The organism is Streptomyces sp. 549, from assembly GCF_030124175.1.
GTDB lineage: Bacteria > Actinomycetota > Actinomycetes > Streptomycetales > Streptomycetaceae > Streptomyces.
The window spans coordinates 13,235-27,403 of the sequence record NZ_JASKMT010000033.1 but is presented as its reverse complement, the minus strand read 5'-3'; the positions used below and the strand labels follow the sequence as shown (position 1 = coordinate 27,403).

Here is a 14,169-nt window from a genome sequence, read left to right as displayed (position 1 = left end):
CGTACGTTAATGTGCTATCACTTTGATAGTTCAGTGACCGCACGCGACGGGGGACCCCATGTCAGAAGGCACCCAGCACCGCACCGCGCACGACCCGGTGGACCCGGCCGACCTGCCGGTCGACGCACCGGTGATGCCCAAGGCCCCCGTCCGGGAGCAGGCCGCCCACAGCGTCAACGGCGGCTTCGGCCTGCTGCTGGGCGTCTTCGGACCGCTCGTCGGCATCGGTCTGCTCGTCCTCGGCGTCCTGGTCGGATTCGACCCCGGTGACACCCCCGCGCTCGGCATCCCGCTGATCGTGCTGGGCGTGCTGCTGGTGCCGGTCTCGCTGCTCGCCTGGAACGGCGTGAAGATGGTCGCGCCCGGTGAAGCCAGGGTCATCCAGCTCTTCGGCCGCTACGTCGGCACGCTGCGCACCGACGGGCTGCGCTGGGTCAACCCGCTGACCAGCAGCAGCAAGATCTCCACCCGGGTCCGCAACCACGAGACCGCGGTGCTGAAGGTCAACGACGCCAAGGGCAGCCCCATCGAGATCGCCTCGGTCGTCGTCTGGCAGGTGGAGGACACCGCGCAGGCCAAGTTCGCGGTGGACGACTACGAGGAGTTCGTCACCACCCAGACCGAGACCGCGCTGCGCCACATCGCCACCAACTACCCGTACGAGGCGGACGGCGAGCTGTCGCTGCGGGACAACGCCGAGAGCATCACCGACCAACTGTCCGCCGAGGTGGACGCCCGGGTCGGCGCCGCCGGGGTGAAGGTGGTCGAGTCGCGGTTCACCCACCTCGCCTACGCGCCGGAGATCGCCGCCGCGATGCTCCAGCGGCAGCAGGCAGGCGCGATCATCGCCGCCCGCCGGGAGATCGTCGAGGGCGCGTGCGGCATGGTCGAGTCGGCCATCGCCCGGATCACCGAGAACGACTTCGTCGAACTGGACGAGGAGCGGAAGGCGGCCATGGTCTCCAACCTGCTGGTGGTGCTCTGCGGTGACCGCGCGCCGCAGCCGGTCCTCAACTCGGGGTCGCTCTACCAGTGACCGAGCGCCCGGCCCGCCGCCCGGCCCGCAAGCAGGTGCTGCTGCGGCTCGACCCCGCCGTCCACGACGCCTTGGCCGCGTGGGCGGCGGACGAGCTGCGCAGCACCAACGCGCAGGTCGACTACCTGCTGCGCCGGGCGCTGGCCGACGCCGGCCGGCTGCCCCGCGAGGCCCGCCCGCACCCGCGCCGCGGCCGGCCCCCGGCCCGGCCCGCGACACCGGAGGAGGACGCTCCGGTGAGTGGCGAGCCGCAGGGAGAGTAGGAGTGCCTCCCGCGGTGCGGGTCCTGGCCCGAAGGGGAAGCACCGCAGCAGTCTCACCCGGCGGCCCCCGACCGGGGATGAGTACGGCTACTCGGCGCTTGCCCGCGCCGCTGCTCAGCCCTCGCGCCCCGAAGCGTCCACCGGGCGCACCGGCAGTACCGCCAGTTCCTGCCGCAGCGCGTCGGCGAAGGCCTCGAACTCCTGCTGCCGGGCCGTGCCCGACCGCATGGCCAGCGCGATCCGCCGGGACGGGGCCGGCGCGGCGAAGCGCCCGGTGGCCAGCGACTCGCTGCGCCCGGTCTCCACCCGCAACGCGGTCCGCGGCAGCAGCGTCACACCCATGCCGCCCGCCACCAGCTGCACCAGCGTGGACAGGCCGGCGGCCGTCGTCGTCACCGGCACGCCGTCGCTGCGTCCGGCCTCACGGCAGATGTCCAGCGCCTGGTCGCGCAGGCAGTGGCCCTCGTCGAGCAGCAGCAGGGCGAGGTCCCGAAGCCGCGCCCGCGGGATGTCCCGGCGGCCGGCCAGCTCGTGCGAGCGCGGCAGCACCAGCACGAAGTCCTCGTCGAACAGCGGCATGGTGGCGATGCCGTGCGACCCGGCCGCGCCCAGCGGCACGGCGAGCAGCAGCAGGTCCAGGCGCCCGGCGGTGAGGCCGTCCAGCAGCGAGGCCGTCTGCTCCTCGTGGACCTGGAGGTCCAGCTCCGGGTAGCTGCGGTGCACCAACCGCAGCACGGTGGGCAGCAGGTAGGGCGCACAGGTCGGGATGACGCCCAGCCGCAGCACACCGGTGAACGGCGCCCGGGCGGCCTCGGCCTCCTCCAGCAGTTCGCCGACCGCCTCCAGCACCGTGCGGGCCCGCGCGGCGAGCCGTTCCCCGGCGGGGGAGAGCAGCACCCGGCGAGTGGTGCGCTCCAGCAGCTGCACCCCCAGCGACTCCTCCAGCGCCGCGACGGCGCCGGACAGGGCGGGCTGGCTCATGCCGATGTCGGCGGCGGCTTCCCTGAAGTGAAGATGTTCCGCGACCGCGGCGAAGGCTCTGAGCTGCGAAAGGCTGGGCTGGCGGAATTTGCTCACGGCAGGTGCTCACTTCGGTGGCCGCGGGGGCGGCCGTGCGGACGTCGGCTACGAGTCTACGGGCCGCCCCGTGGACGGGCCCCTCACGCACCCGCCCCGCGGTCCCGCGGCTCGCCCTCCGCGTCCGGATCAGGGGCCGCGTCCGCGCCGCTGCCAGTCCCCGCCTCGCTGTCAGTCCCCGCCTCGCTGTCAGTCCCCGTGCCGGGGTCGGCCGGTGCACCGGGGGCCGGGGGATTCCGCACCCGGTCGCCCAGTTCGTCGGTGTGGGTCACCGCTGCCAGCGGGGCGCCCGTGCGGTAGCAGGCGCGGCCCACGGCGTAGCCGGAGATCGGCAGCGTCAGGAGTTGCAGCACCACCGCCACGGCGACCGTCAGCACGGTCAGCAGGCTCGGCATCCGCACCAGCGCGCCCAGCAGCAGGCACACCAGGCCCAGGCAGGCGCCCTTGGTGACGGCGTTGACCCGGTTGTAACTGTCGGGCAGCCGCAGCAGCCCGACGGCGGCGATCAGGATCAGCGCGCCGCCGAACAGCAGCAGCCCGTCGGAGGCGACCGTCTGCACACTCCCGGTGAGCGTCGCCGTGGTCACGGCCGGGCCCGCGGTGGCGATCACCGCGTGCTCCGCGCTTCGAGGAGGCGGGCCAGCGCGACCGTGGCGAGGAAGCCGACGAGTGCGGCCACCAGTACCAGGTCCAGCAGCGCCGCGCTGTCCAGGCGCACGGCCAGTACGGCCAGGCCGCCGACGAACACCGCGAACCCGAAATCGGCCCCCACCAGGCGGTCCGCCGCGGTGGGTCCGGCGATCACCCGGGCCACGGCGACCAGCAGGGACAGTGTCAGGGCCACCAGAACGGCGTTGATCACCATCATGTGCTCCTTCGCAGTTCGGCGGCCTCGTCGGCGGGCCGGAAGGCGACCAGCATCAGCGTCTCCAACTCCCGCAACCCCTGCCGGAAGGCCTCCACGTCATGGGCGTGGGCGCCGTGCACGTAGAGCACGGGCGGCTCGGTGCTCACCTCCAGGGTGAGTGTGCCCGGTGTCAGGTTGATGAGGTTGCCGAGCGAGACGGTCTCGAAGTCGGTGCGGCAGCGCAGCGGCACCCGCACGATGGCCGGGGACAGTCCGCTCGGCGGGGTGAGGATCTCCCACGCCATGGTCAGGTTCGCCTTGACCAGGCGGTATCCGAAGCCCACCAGGAACGCCGCCACGTGGAGGCTCCGCAGGGTCGCCCGCCGTACCCACTCGCTCATCGGCCCGTCACCTCCCGTACCCAGCCGGACGGGTCGACCAGTCCGGCGCCCGCCGTGTCGGCCCACGTGAGCAGCGGCTCGGCGCCGATGCCGAGCAGCACCGAGAACAGTGCGAGGAACGCGGCGGGCAGCACCAGCACGGTGCGTGCCCTCGGCCCGTCGTCCCGCCCGCCGCCCGCCGGACCGCCTCCGCCGCCGTCCCCGCCTCGGGAGCCGCCGCCGTCCCCGCTGCCGGAGCCTGCGGTGGTGGTGGCGGCGGTGGCGGGCAGGACGGTGGGTCCGGCGAAGACCATGCTCCAGATCTTGGTCATCGACAGCAGCGTCAGCAGGCTGACCACTGTGGCCACGCCCACCGCCAGGTAGGCCCCGTCGAGGGCGGCGGCCCTGATCAGGGTGAACTTGGCGACGAAGCCGGACAGCGGTGGCAGCCCGGCCAGGGACAGCGCGGCCACCACGAAGACCGCCGTCAGCAGCGGCTCCCGGCTGCTCAGCCCGCCGACGTCCTTGAGCCGCCCCGATCCGTAGGTGGTCTCCACGACACCCGCGCAGAGCAGCAGCGCGGCCTTCACCAGGATGTACTGGACGAGGTAGAACACGGCCGCGGTCAGACCGGCGTGCGTGAACAGGGCCAGGCCCAGCAGCACGTAGCCGATCTGGCTGACGATGTGGAACGACAGCACGGACCGCATTCCCTGCTCGCCGACCGCGCCGAGCACGCCGACGACCATCGTCACCAGCGCGGCGGCCGTGAGGACCCACAGGAACCGCTGGTCGCCGTCGTAGAGCACGGAGTAGATCCGGATGATCACGTACAGGCCGACCTTGCTGAGCAGCCCGGAGAACAGCGCGGTGATCGCCGGGGACGCCTCCGGGTAGGTGCGCGGCAGCCAGCCGTGCAGCGGCACCACCGACGCCTTCGCCGCCATCGCCACCAGCACGACCGCGCCGGCCAGGGCCACCTGCGGGGAGTCCTGCGCGGCACCGGCCAGTTCACCCAGGTTGACCGTGCCGGCGGCGCCGTACAGCATCGCCAGTCCGCCCAGGAAGACCGTGGACGCCAGCAGGTTGTAGACCAGGTACAGGCGGCCCGCGGGCACTCTGCGCCGGCCGCCGGTCAGCGTCAGCAGCGCGTACGAGGGGACCAGCATCACCTCGATCAGCACGAACAGGTTGAACAGGTCGGCGGTGAGGAACGCGCCGTAGACCCCGGTGGTCAGCACCAGGGCGAGTGGCCCGTACAGCGGGTGCCGGTCGTCGCCGGCGACCGCGGCGAACGCCAGGCAGGCCAGTGTGGTCAGCGAGGTGACGGCCAGCATCAGCGCGCTGAAGGTGTCGGCGGCGAACACGATGGCGATGCCCGGCGGCCAGCCGCCCAGCCGGGCGGTGAGCACCGAGCCGTCGGAGGTGGCCACCAGCAGCCAGCCGCTGAACACCAGCACGGCGGCGGTCGTGCCGAGCACGAGGGCCCGGACCACCGCCCGGTGCCGTCCGGCGGCGATCGCGGCGCCGGACGCCAGCAGCGGTCCGGCCACGGCCAGTGGCAGCAGTGCGCCGCTCATCGCTTCCCCTCCCCGCTCGTCCCCGTGCTGTCCCCGCTCGGGCCCGCCTCGCCGTGCTCCGCGGCCGTCCCGTCCGCCGCGCCGGGGGGCGCGTCGGCTGACGGCACAGCCGACGGATCGGCGGCCGGATCGGCGCGTTCCGGGGCGGTGGGGGGCCGTTCGCCGGCGATCTCACCGCCGCTCGGCTGGTCCTGGCCGCCCGCCCGCATCAGGGCGAGCAGGTAGACGGTGATGGCGAAGGTGATGACGATCGCGGTGAGCACGAAGGCCTGCGGCAGCGGGTCGGCGGCTTCGCCGGGGCCGTTCTCGCCCAGCAGCGGCGCCTCCCGCCGGTCCATGCCGCCCGCGGCGACGAACAGCACGTTGACGGCGTGGCCGAGCAGCACGAAACCGATGGTGACCCGCAGCATCTCGCGCTGGAGGATCAGGAAGACGCCCCCGGCGACGAGCACGCCGACCAGGATCGCGGCGGTCATGACGGGCCTCCCTGGGCGGGCTGCCGGGCGGGCGTCGTCGCGGCGTCGGCGGGCAGCCCGTTGCCCAGCCGGTCCACCGCGGTCAGCGCCAGCCCGAAGACCAGCAGGTAGATGCCGACGTCGAACACGAGCGAGGTGGTCAGGTGCACCGGGCCCAGCAGCGGCACGGTGAGGTCGGCCTGCAGCGGGGTGAAGAACGCCCGCCCGGTGGCCATGGCCAGCAGCGGGGTGGCCAGGCTGATCAGCAGTCCGGCCGCCGTGAGGTGGGTCGGCCGCAGGAACCGGCTGCGGCTGCCGGGAACCCGGCCGTGGGCGAGGTAGCTGAGCGCCACGGCGGTGCCGCCGACGAGGGCCGCGATGAATCCGCCGCCGGGCTGGTAGTGCCCGCGGGCGAACAGGTAGACGGACAGCACGGCCATCAGCGGTCCCAGGATTCGGCTGGTCTGCTGGAGGATGAGGCCGTCCGCAGCGGTCGGCGGGCGCTCCGAGCCGGGCACGTCGCGTGAACCCAGCAGCATCAGCAGCCCCAGTGTGACCACGCCCAGCACGGCCGCCTCACCCAGGGTGTCCAGGGCGCGGAAGTCCACCAGCACGGTGTTGACGACGTTGCTGCCGCCGGTGGCGTCCTTGGCGTTGCGCAGGAAGTAGTCACCGGCCAGGGAGAGGTCGCGCCCGCTGGTGAAGACGAGCGTCGCCGCGGTGGCGAGCACACCGGTGGCGACGGCCACCGTGCCGGCCGCGGCCACCGGCCTGCTGCGGCGCCGCGCGAAGCGGCCCGGCAGCCCGGTCATCACCAGCATGGCGACCACCGCGGTCAGGGTCTCGACCAGGACGAGCGTCAGCGCCACGTCCGGCGCGCCGGCCAGCAGGAACCACACCGCCACCAGCAGGCCGGCCAGGCCCAGCATGGCCAGCGCGGCCAGCGCCGACGCCGTCCACACCAGGCCCGCCACCAGCAGCCCGACCAGCACCAGCACGGGCCAGTCCAGTGCCGAGACCACCGAGGCGTCGGCGGTGGGCGCGCCGCTCAGCGTGACGACGCCGACCACACCCAGCACGACCAGGGCTGCGACCGGCCGCACCAGGTGCGGGGCGGACGCCGAGGTGCGCTCGGGCCGGCCCACGAGGGCGCCCAGCCACAGCACCCGGTCCCGCAGCCGCTCGAAGAGGGAGTCCGCCACCGGGATGGCCAGCAGCCCCCGTTCCACCGGCGCCCGGGCGAGGAACAGCAGCAGCCCGGCGCTGATGGTGACCGCGGACATGGCCACCTCCAGGGTGAAGCCCGGCCACACCTCGAAGCGCGGGGAGCCCGCGTCGGGCTGTATGTCCGACAGTGCGCGGCCCACTATGCGGTCCAGCAGCGGCACCCCGGGCCCCAGCAGCAGTCCCAGCGCGGCCGGCACGGCCGCCGGAGCGAGGAACGACCAGCCCGGCTCGTACAGGTGGCGCGGTGAGGGACCGGCGAAGGCGCCGTAGAAGATGCGCAGACCGTAGGCGAACGTCAGGGCCGAGGCGGTTATCGCCGCGGCGGTCGCCGCCGGCGCCGCCCAGGGCGCGAAGTCCGCCTGCAGGAACGCCTTGAACAGGTACTCCTTGCTCACGAAGCCCAGCAGCACCGGCACGCCGGCCAACGACAGGCCGGCCAGACCGGTCACCACCGCCGTGACCGGCATGACCCGGCGCAGCCCGTACAGCTCGCGGATGTCGCGGCTGCCGGCCTCCTTGTCGATGATGCCGACCAGCATGAACAGCGTCGCCTTGAACAGCGCGTGCGCCACGGTGTGCAGCAGCGCCGCAGCCATCGCGGTGGGCGTGCCCACGCCGATCGCGGCGGTCAGCAGGCCCAGCTGACTGACCGTGGAGTAGGCCAGCAGCGCCTTCAGGTCGTGCTGCCGCAGCGCCCACACCGCGCCGAAGATCGCGGTGGCCAGGCCGACGGTGACCAGCGTCGCCGACCAGGCGGTGACGCCGCCGTAGAGCGGCGAGAACCGCATCAGCAGGTAGATTCCGGCCTTCACCATGGTGGCGGCGTGCAGGTAGGCGCTGACCGGGGTGATGGCCGCCATCGCGCCCGGCAGCCAGGAGTGGAAGGGCAGTTGGGCCGACTTGGTGAACGCGGCAATGATCAGCAGTGCGCCGATCGGCCAGGCCAGCGGGGAGTCGAGGATCTCATCACGCTGCGCCAGTACCGCGGTGAGGTTGGTGGTGCCGGTGACGACGGTGAGCAGCACCACCGCGACCAGCAGCGACAGTCCGCCCGCCGCGCTCACCAGGAACGCCTTGACCGCCGCGCCGGTCGCCTGCGGCCCGGCCGAGCCGATCAGGAAGAACGAGCAGACCGTCGTCAGTTCCCAGAACACCAGCAGCAGCACCGTGTTGTCGGCGAGGACCATGCCCATCATGGCCAGCGCGAACAGCGTCAGCAGGCTGTAGACCTGGGTGTGGGTGCCGTCCTTCGACAGGTAGCGCGCGCAGAAGGCCATGATCAGCGCGCCGACGCCGAGGATCAGCATGCAGAACAGCCCGGCCAGCCCGTCCAGCCGCAGTGCCAGCGACGCGTCCAGGTAGGGCAGCCAGGGCCAGGACTCGGTGACGGCCTGGTCGCCGGGGGTGCCGAGCACGGACACGCCCAGCAGCGCACCGACGGCGACGAAGGCCACGGCGAGGAGGTATCCGGTGTTGCGCCCCAGACGCGCGGCCACCGCGGGGACCGCGGTGGCCAGCGCGATCATCGCGATCAGGGCGATGACCAGCAGCACGGTGGGGTGTCCTCCTCAGTGCCGGGCGTTCAGTGCAGGTTGTTCAGCGTCGGGTGTTCAACGTCGGGCTTTGGTCGGGCAGGAGAAGAGTACGGGGCGGGGGAAGTGCTTAAGCACCTCGTTCGCCACGCTGCCCAGCACGCGCTGCGACAGGCCCTTGCCGCGGCGGCCGATGACGACCAGGTCGGCGCCCTCGGACTCGGCGACGGTCAGCAGCACGTTGGCCGGCTGGCCCGAGCCGATCTCCAGCATGGTCTCCGGGCCGTGTTCCGCCGTCCCGCTGTCGCCGTTGCCCGGCAGCCAGCTCAGCCGTTCCTGCAGCATCTCGCGGGCAGCCGCGCGCTGTTCCTCGGCGCGGTGTGCCTCGGCGTCCACGACCGTCACCAGGATCACCCGTGCGGCGGTTCCCGCGATCAGCTCGGCGGTGTCGCGGACGGCCTGGTCGCCCTCGGGGGAGCCGTCCGTGCCGACGACGACGGTCAGCCCGTCCTTGGCGGCGCCGGCTGGGCGCTGCGCGCCCGGCGTGCGCTCCAGCACGCGGGTGTCGCGCCGGGCCCGGTCGGCGGCGATGGGAACGAACAGCAGGCCGAGGATGCCGCCGACGAGGTACCAGTGCCAACTGCGATAACCCTGCCGGCCGAGGAAGTGGACCACGGCAATCACACCGATGGCGACCCACAGGAAGATCACCAGTATGACCAGCAGCAGAGTTGTCATGAAGCCATCCTGAGGTGGAGATGAGGCCCGGCGGGCACCGGAAAATGTCCGGCCACCCTACAGCTCCCCTGTCCGGAGCTGGGGAAACGTCTGTGCGGGGGTGGGCTGGGCCACTCGGGTGAGTGATAGGCGAACCCGATCAGCGCGGCCGAGGTGGGTTATTTCCGCTATCAATGAGGGCTGTGGCACGGTGATCGTGTTCGGCATCGATCCACTCCAACAACCCCAGGAGTCCCCGCAACATGCTCACTGTCGGTGACAAGTTCCCCACCTTCGAACTGATCGGCGTGACCGGCCCGGCCGACGACATGAAGTTCGAGACCTTCTCGCACAAGAGCGGCGACAAGGACTGGAAGGTGGTCTTCTTCTGGCCGAAGGACTTCACCTTCGTCTGCCCGACCGAGATCGCCGCGTTCGGCAAGCTGAACGAGGAGTTCGCCGACCGCGACGCCCAGGTCCTCGGTGTCTCCGGCGACTCCGAGTTCGTGCACCACGCCTGGCGCAAGGACCACGCCGACCTGCGTGACCTGCCCTTCCCGATGCTGGCCGACTCCAGGCACGAGCTGATGCGCGAGTGCGGCGTCGAGGGCGCGGACGGCTTCGCCCAGCGCGCGGTCTTCATCGTCGACCAGAACAACGAGATCCAGTTCTCCATGGTGACCGCCGGCTCCGTCGGCCGGAACCCCAAGGAGGTCCTGCGGGTGCTCGACGCGCTCCAGACCGACGAGCTGTGCCCCTGCAACTGGTCCAAGGGCGACGACACCCTCGACCCGGTCGCGCTGCTCGCCGGCGAGTGACACGAAGGGACTGAGCAACCGAAATGGCACTCGACGACCTGAAGTCGGCCCTCCCCGGCTACGCCAAGGACCTCAAGCTCAACCTGGGTTCGGTGATCGGCAACTCCGACCTCCCGCAGCAGCAGCTGTGGGGCACGGTCCTGGCGTGCGCCATCGCCTCCCGCTCGCCGAAGGTGCTGGCCGAGCTGGAGCCCGAGGCCAGGGAGCAGCTGAGTGAGGACGCCTACACCGCTGCGAAGGCCGCCGCGGCCGTCATGGCGATGAACAACGTCTTCTACCGCACCCGGCACCTGCTGTCGGACCCCGAGTACGGCAACCTGCGCGCGGGTCTGCGGATGAACGTCATCGGCAACCCCGGCGTGGACAAGGTCGACTTCGAACTGTGGTCGCTCGCCGTCTCGGCGATCAACGGCTGCGGCATGTGCCTGGACTCGCACGAGCAGGTCCTGCGTAAGGCCGGCCTGGACCGCGAGACGATCCAGGAGGCGTTCAAGATCGCCGCCGTGCTCCAGGCGGTCGCCGCGACCCTCGACGCCGAGGCCGTGCTCGCCCAGTAGCAGCAGCCCGTACGGCCCGGCCCACCCCACGGCTCGGCAGCCGGGCGTGGAACGACGATGCGCCCCCGGCGCGGGACCTCCCGCACCGGGGGCGCACCCGTGTCCGCAGCCGTCAGCCGTCCCGCTCGGCGGGGCGCTGCTCCCGGCCGGGAAGGGCCAGCTCGAACCACACGACCTTGCCCGTCGACAGCCGCGTCGCACCCCAGCGCCGCGCCAGCCGGTTCACCAGGTACAGGCCCCGGCCGCCCTCGTCGGTGACCCGCGCCTGCCGCAGCCTGGGCAGCTGCGGCACGTCGTCGCCCACCTCGCAGCGCAGGGTGTCGGTGCGCAGCAGCCGCAGCGTGATCGGCCGCTCCGCGTAGCGGACGGCGTTCGTCACCACCTCGCTGACCAGCAGCTCCACCGAGTCGCTCAGCTCCTCCAGGTCCCAACGGGCCAGCGCCCGACGGGCGAGGCGGCGGGCCTGTCCCGCGGTCTGCGCCCGCGGGTCGAGGTACCAGTACGCCACGTCGCTCGGCGCGATCCCGTCGAAGCGGGCCGCGAGCAGCGCGATGTCGTCGTCGCGGTCGCCGGGACCGAGGATCTCCAGCACCTCGTCGCACAGCGGCTCCAACGGCGGGGGAGAGCCCGGGCGGGTCAGCCGGGCCGTCTCGGTGAGCTTCTCCCGCAGCTGCTCGATGCCCGTCCACACGTCCCGGTGGCGGGACTCCACCAGGCCGTCGGTGTACAGCAGCAGCGTCGCCCCGGCGGGCGCGTCCAGCTCCACGGCCTGGAAGTCGACGCCGCCCACGCCGATCGGCGCTCCCGCCGGTATACGCAGCACCTCCGCGCGCCCGCCGCGGTGCAGCATGACGGGCGGCGGATGGCCGGCGTTGGCGATCACCATGCGGTGCGCCACCGGGTCGTACACCGCGTACAGGCAGGTCGCCATGCGGTCCTGGCCGAGCCGCTGCGCCTGCTCGTCCAGGTGGTGCAGCACCTCCTGCGGCGGCAGGTCAAGACCCGCCAGGGTCTGCGCGGTGGTGCGCAGCTGGCCCATGATCGCCGCGGACGTCATCGAGTGGCCCATCACGTCGCCGACGACCAGCGCCACCCGGCTGCCCGGCAGCGGGATGGCGTCGTACCAGTCGCCGCCGACCCGCGCGGACTCCGCGGCCGGCAGGTAGCGGCTGGCGAGCTGCACACCGGTGGGCTGCGGCAGGTTGTCCGGCAGCATGGTGCGCTGCAGCTCGTCGGCGATGTACGCCTCACGCCCGTACAGCACGGCCTTGTCCACACCCAGCGCGGTGTGTGTGGCGAGCTGCGCCGCCACCAGCAGGTCGTCGTTCTCGAAGGCCGCGCGCTCGGGGCGGCGCAGGAACACCGCCGCACCGATGACCCGGCGGCGCCCGCGCAGCGGGGCCAGGATCGACCGGAACCCGGCCGGCATGTCCCGTTCGGCGCCGAGCAGCTCCGGCAGGGCGGCCTCGCCCGCGGGGGAGTCGCCGAACACCGGCCGCACCCCGCGCAGCACCTCGGCGAGCGGCCCGCCGCTGGGCACCGCCACCAGCTCCGAGGCGCCTCCGGACGGGTGCTGGGTGGCGCCGGACAGCAGCGGCAGCCGCCCGTCGGCCGTGGGCACGGGCGGCTCAGCGCCGCCGTCCAGGGCGAAGTCGGGCAGCCGGTCGGTGCGCCGCAGCCGCAGCCGCACCTCACCGACGGGCCGTTCGTCGCCGACCGGCAGCGGCTCGCGCAGGTACACCAGGATCGCGTCCGCGAAGGCCGGAACCGTCACCCGGCACAGCCCCAGCACCGTCTCGTCCAGGTCGACGCCCCGCGCGATCCGGCGGGTGGCGGCGCCGACGAAGCGCAGCCGGTCGCCGCCGCGCCGCGTGTGCTCGGCGGCCTGCGTGCCCGCCTCCGCGGCGGCGCCCTCCGGGCCGGGGCGCCCGGGCTCGCGCACCCCGGAGCCGTCCGCGGCCGTCGCCGCTCTCGCCCGCGCGTGCGGTATGGCGGACTCGGCAGGCAGGGCCGCCGGTGGCCCTGCGGCCGACTGGTGGGGCGTCGGGTACTCCGTCACGTGTCGGGTTTCCATCCGTCCGGAGCTACTAGGGGCGTCGGCAGTGCAGGAAGAGCTGGATCTCGGGGGGCACGTCGGTGCTGGCGGGTGCGAAGGCGAAGGACTCCTCACCGGTGATGTCGAATCCAGCATCGCGCACCACGCGGCGCAAGTCCTCCCGCAGGTAGCCCGATACCCGGATCGTGTTCCCCAGGAACGGGATCGAGAAGTCGTTCACGTCGGCCTCGACCATCGCGATCGCCAGAAGTCCCCCCGGACGCAGCCGCCCGTGCAGCATACGCAGGGCGACCGGGATCTCCTCAAGCGGAAGCATCAGCAGCGAGAAGAACGCCGCGACCCCGTCGAAGCCGCCCGGCGGCGTGAGGCCGCTCGTTTCCAGGTCGGCGATGTCCAGCAGGTGGAACGCGCCCTCCGGCACGTTGTCAGCGGCGATCTTCAGCATCTCCGGCGACAGGTCGATGCCGACGACCCGGTGCCCGGCGTCCACCAGCTGCCGTGCCGTCGGCAGTCCCGTGCCGCAGCCCAGGTCCAGCACCGTGGAGCCCTGCGGCAGCTCGCGGCCGAGCCACTCGCCGGCCGCCACCTGGCCCTCCTTGTGGGGGAACGCCTCGTCGTAGCGGTCACCTATGCCGTCGAACGCCTCCGCCTGCCCGGTGCGGTCGATGGCCGACCGGTCCCAGCCCTCGTAACCGGTATGCCCGTCCGTGCTGTCCACGCCGGGTCTCCTCTCCGTGGCGTCCGTCAGATGCCGTCAGATGCGCTGCGGCCAAATGCGCTGTCGTACGGGGATGTTGACGCTGTGAAAGGCCGTCACCAGGAACCGTACGGAGGCTGATCCTACGGTTGCCGACCGGGGGCGCATCAAGAGGTGCACCGGGGATCGATGCGGTCCCAGTCCGCCGGCAGCGGCGGCACCCGCCACCGCCGGTCGGGCCGCCAGTGCTCCCAGCCGTCCGCGTACGGCGCACCCCACGCACGGATCACCTCCACCGCGTCCCGGCCCGCCGCCCGGACCCGCTCGGCCTGCCCGGCGTCCATCAGCCCGGCGCGCTGGGCCTGGCCGAACTCGTCCTCGTCGCGCCACTGCCAGCTTCGGTCCGGGTACACCTCGATGTCCAGGAAGTGGTCCTCCGAATCCACCCCGCCCGACCAGCGGTGCAGCGGGTCCTCCAGGTTCACGTACCAGTTCTTGAACCGCCAGCCCTGCTCCCAGAACAGCCACACCGACCACGGGTCGCCGGGGCGGGCCAGCTTCAGCACGCCGGTGCCGAACCAGCGGGAGGTGACCGTGGTGCGGGGCTTGGTGTAGCGGGTGGCCAGCGGCTCGCGGTGCACGGGTGTGCCGTCGGCGAGCTGCGGTTTCACACACCGGGTACCGGGCGCCATCCACACCGCGAGCAGGTCGTCGCTGTCGTGGACCACCGTCACCGGTCGGCAGATGTGCGGCTCGGTGCGGCCGTTCGCGCGGTACCGCCACAGGATGTGGCTGCCGGGCGACCACCTGGCCCCGGCGAGACCACCCGTCTGTCCCTGCTCGATGTCCGCTGTCATTCACGGATACTACCCGCGTGGAGCGGCCCGAGCCGTGAACCCGGCCGCCCTCCCGCGCCGCCCCGAGGCC

General features: G+C 72.7%; 15 protein-coding genes. 4 read left to right on the top strand and 11 right to left on the bottom strand.

The window, feature by feature from the left end:
- Window positions 1-58: 58 nt before the first annotated feature.
- Entirely contained in the window at window positions 59-1,036 is a 978-nt protein-coding gene (locus tag QNO07_RS24865; RefSeq protein WP_502961930.1) for an SPFH domain-containing protein, read from the top strand.
- Window positions 1,033-1,299: a type II toxin-antitoxin system antitoxin gene (locus tag QNO07_RS24860; RefSeq protein ID WP_283994651.1), complete on the top strand. Its 267-nt coding sequence runs from the start codon at window positions 1,033-1,035 to the stop codon at window positions 1,297-1,299. Before QNO07_RS24865 ends, QNO07_RS24860 begins: the two co-directional genes overlap by 4 nt.
- Before the next feature lie 114 nt (window positions 1,300-1,413).
- Here the strand turns inward: QNO07_RS24860 and QNO07_RS24855 are convergent, their stop codons facing one another.
- The 8 genes from QNO07_RS24855 to QNO07_RS24820 all read right to left on the bottom strand — a co-directional run bounded on the left by QNO07_RS24855 (window position 1,414) and on the right by QNO07_RS24820 (window position 9,135).
- The gene (locus QNO07_RS24855; protein WP_283994650.1) at window positions 1,414-2,376 is read right to left on the bottom strand and encodes a hydrogen peroxide-inducible genes activator; all 963 of its coding nucleotides are present in this window, start codon (window positions 2,374-2,376) and stop codon (window positions 1,414-1,416) included.
- Between the two features lie 83 nt (window positions 2,377-2,459).
- The gene (mnhG, locus tag QNO07_RS24850) at window positions 2,460-2,987 is read right to left on the bottom strand and encodes a monovalent cation/H(+) antiporter subunit G (protein ID WP_283994648.1); all 528 of its coding nucleotides are present in this window, start codon (window positions 2,985-2,987) and stop codon (window positions 2,460-2,462) included.
- Entirely contained in the window at window positions 2,984-3,244 is a 261-nt protein-coding gene (locus QNO07_RS24845; RefSeq protein ID WP_283994646.1) for an MrpF/PhaF family protein, read from the bottom strand. The genes mnhG and QNO07_RS24845 overlap by 4 nt, the downstream gene beginning before the upstream one ends.
- The gene (locus QNO07_RS24840; RefSeq protein WP_283994644.1) at window positions 3,241-3,624 is read right to left on the bottom strand and encodes a Na+/H+ antiporter subunit E; all 384 of its coding nucleotides are present in this window, start codon (window positions 3,622-3,624) and stop codon (window positions 3,241-3,243) included. Before QNO07_RS24840 ends, QNO07_RS24845 begins: the two co-directional genes overlap by 4 nt.
- On the bottom strand, window positions 3,621-5,183 hold the full coding sequence (locus QNO07_RS24835; RefSeq protein WP_283994643.1) for a monovalent cation/H+ antiporter subunit D family protein: 1,563 nt from the start codon (window positions 5,181-5,183) through the stop codon (window positions 3,621-3,623). The genes QNO07_RS24840 and QNO07_RS24835 overlap by 4 nt, the downstream gene beginning before the upstream one ends.
- Window positions 5,180-5,659 carry a sodium:proton antiporter gene (locus QNO07_RS24830; protein ID WP_283994642.1) on the bottom strand — a complete coding sequence of 160 codons (480 nt, stop codon included), beginning with the start codon at window positions 5,657-5,659 and terminating at the stop codon, window positions 5,180-5,182. Before QNO07_RS24830 ends, QNO07_RS24835 begins: the two co-directional genes overlap by 4 nt.
- The gene (gene mbhE / locus QNO07_RS24825; protein ID WP_283994641.1) at window positions 5,656-8,418 is read right to left on the bottom strand and encodes a hydrogen gas-evolving membrane-bound hydrogenase subunit E; all 2,763 of its coding nucleotides are present in this window, start codon (window positions 8,416-8,418) and stop codon (window positions 5,656-5,658) included. Before mbhE ends, QNO07_RS24830 begins: the two co-directional genes overlap by 4 nt.
- 57 nt (window positions 8,419-8,475) lie before the next feature.
- Entirely contained in the window at window positions 8,476-9,135 is a 660-nt protein-coding gene (locus tag QNO07_RS24820) for a universal stress protein (protein WP_283994640.1), read from the bottom strand.
- 242 nt (window positions 9,136-9,377) lie between these two features.
- Between QNO07_RS24820 and QNO07_RS24815 the strand changes: the two genes are divergently transcribed.
- Together QNO07_RS24815 and QNO07_RS24810 are read left to right on the top strand one after the other, a co-directional pair.
- Entirely contained in the window at window positions 9,378-9,932 is a 555-nt protein-coding gene (locus QNO07_RS24815) for a peroxiredoxin (protein WP_283994639.1), read from the top strand.
- 23 nt (window positions 9,933-9,955) lie between these two features.
- Window positions 9,956-10,489: an alkyl hydroperoxide reductase gene (locus QNO07_RS24810; RefSeq protein ID WP_283994638.1), complete on the top strand. Its 534-nt coding sequence runs from the start codon at window positions 9,956-9,958 to the stop codon at window positions 10,487-10,489.
- 112 nt (window positions 10,490-10,601) lie between these two features.
- Here the strand turns inward: QNO07_RS24810 and QNO07_RS24805 are convergent, their stop codons facing one another.
- The 3 genes from QNO07_RS24805 to fomD all read right to left on the bottom strand — a co-directional run bounded on the left by QNO07_RS24805 (window position 10,602) and on the right by fomD (window position 14,099).
- The gene (locus tag QNO07_RS24805) at window positions 10,602-12,563 is read right to left on the bottom strand and encodes a SpoIIE family protein phosphatase (protein WP_502961929.1); all 1,962 of its coding nucleotides are present in this window, start codon (window positions 12,561-12,563) and stop codon (window positions 10,602-10,604) included.
- A gap of 13 nt (window positions 12,564-12,576) precedes the next feature.
- A complete protein-coding gene (locus QNO07_RS24800; protein WP_283994635.1) occupies window positions 12,577-13,263 on the bottom strand; it encodes a class I SAM-dependent DNA methyltransferase in 687 nt (228 codons plus the stop codon).
- Window positions 13,264-13,409: 146 nt separating this feature from the next.
- Window positions 13,410-14,099 (bottom strand): cytidylyl-2-hydroxypropylphosphonate hydrolase, encoded by a 690-nt coding sequence (gene fomD / locus QNO07_RS24795; protein WP_283994634.1) that lies wholly within the window; start codon window positions 14,097-14,099, stop codon window positions 13,410-13,412.
- Window positions 14,100-14,169: the final 70 nt, after the last annotated feature.

What these genes read in the sequence shown, in the direction of transcription:
- QNO07_RS24845 (WP_283994646.1), bottom strand. Translation starts at nt 3,244, where the DNA reads ATGATGGTGATCAACGCCGTTCTGGTGGCCCTGACACTGTCCCTGCTG.
- QNO07_RS24815 (WP_283994639.1), top strand. Translation starts at nt 9,378, where the DNA reads ATGCTCACTGTCGGTGACAAGTTCCCCACCTTCGAACTGATCGGCGTG.
- QNO07_RS24805 (WP_502961929.1), bottom strand. Translation starts at nt 12,563, where the DNA reads ATGGAAACCCGACACGTGACGGAGTACCCGACGCCCCACCAGTCGGCC.
- fomD (WP_283994634.1), bottom strand. Translation starts at nt 14,099, where the DNA reads ATGACAGCGGACATCGAGCAGGGACAGACGGGTGGTCTCGCCGGGGCC.
- QNO07_RS24865 (WP_502961930.1), top strand. Translation starts at nt 59, where the DNA reads ATGTCAGAAGGCACCCAGCACCGCACCGCGCACGACCCGGTGGACCCG.
- QNO07_RS24830 (WP_283994642.1), bottom strand. Translation starts at nt 5,659, where the DNA reads ATGACCGCCGCGATCCTGGTCGGCGTGCTCGTCGCCGGGGGCGTCTTC.
- QNO07_RS24835 (WP_283994643.1), bottom strand. Translation starts at nt 5,183, where the DNA reads ATGAGCGGCGCACTGCTGCCACTGGCCGTGGCCGGACCGCTGCTGGCG.
- QNO07_RS24810 (WP_283994638.1), top strand. Translation starts at nt 9,956, where the DNA reads ATGGCACTCGACGACCTGAAGTCGGCCCTCCCCGGCTACGCCAAGGAC.
- QNO07_RS24820 (WP_283994640.1), bottom strand. Translation starts at nt 9,135, where the DNA reads ATGACAACTCTGCTGCTGGTCATACTGGTGATCTTCCTGTGGGTCGCC.
- QNO07_RS24840 (WP_283994644.1), bottom strand. Translation starts at nt 3,624, where the DNA reads ATGAGCGAGTGGGTACGGCGGGCGACCCTGCGGAGCCTCCACGTGGCG.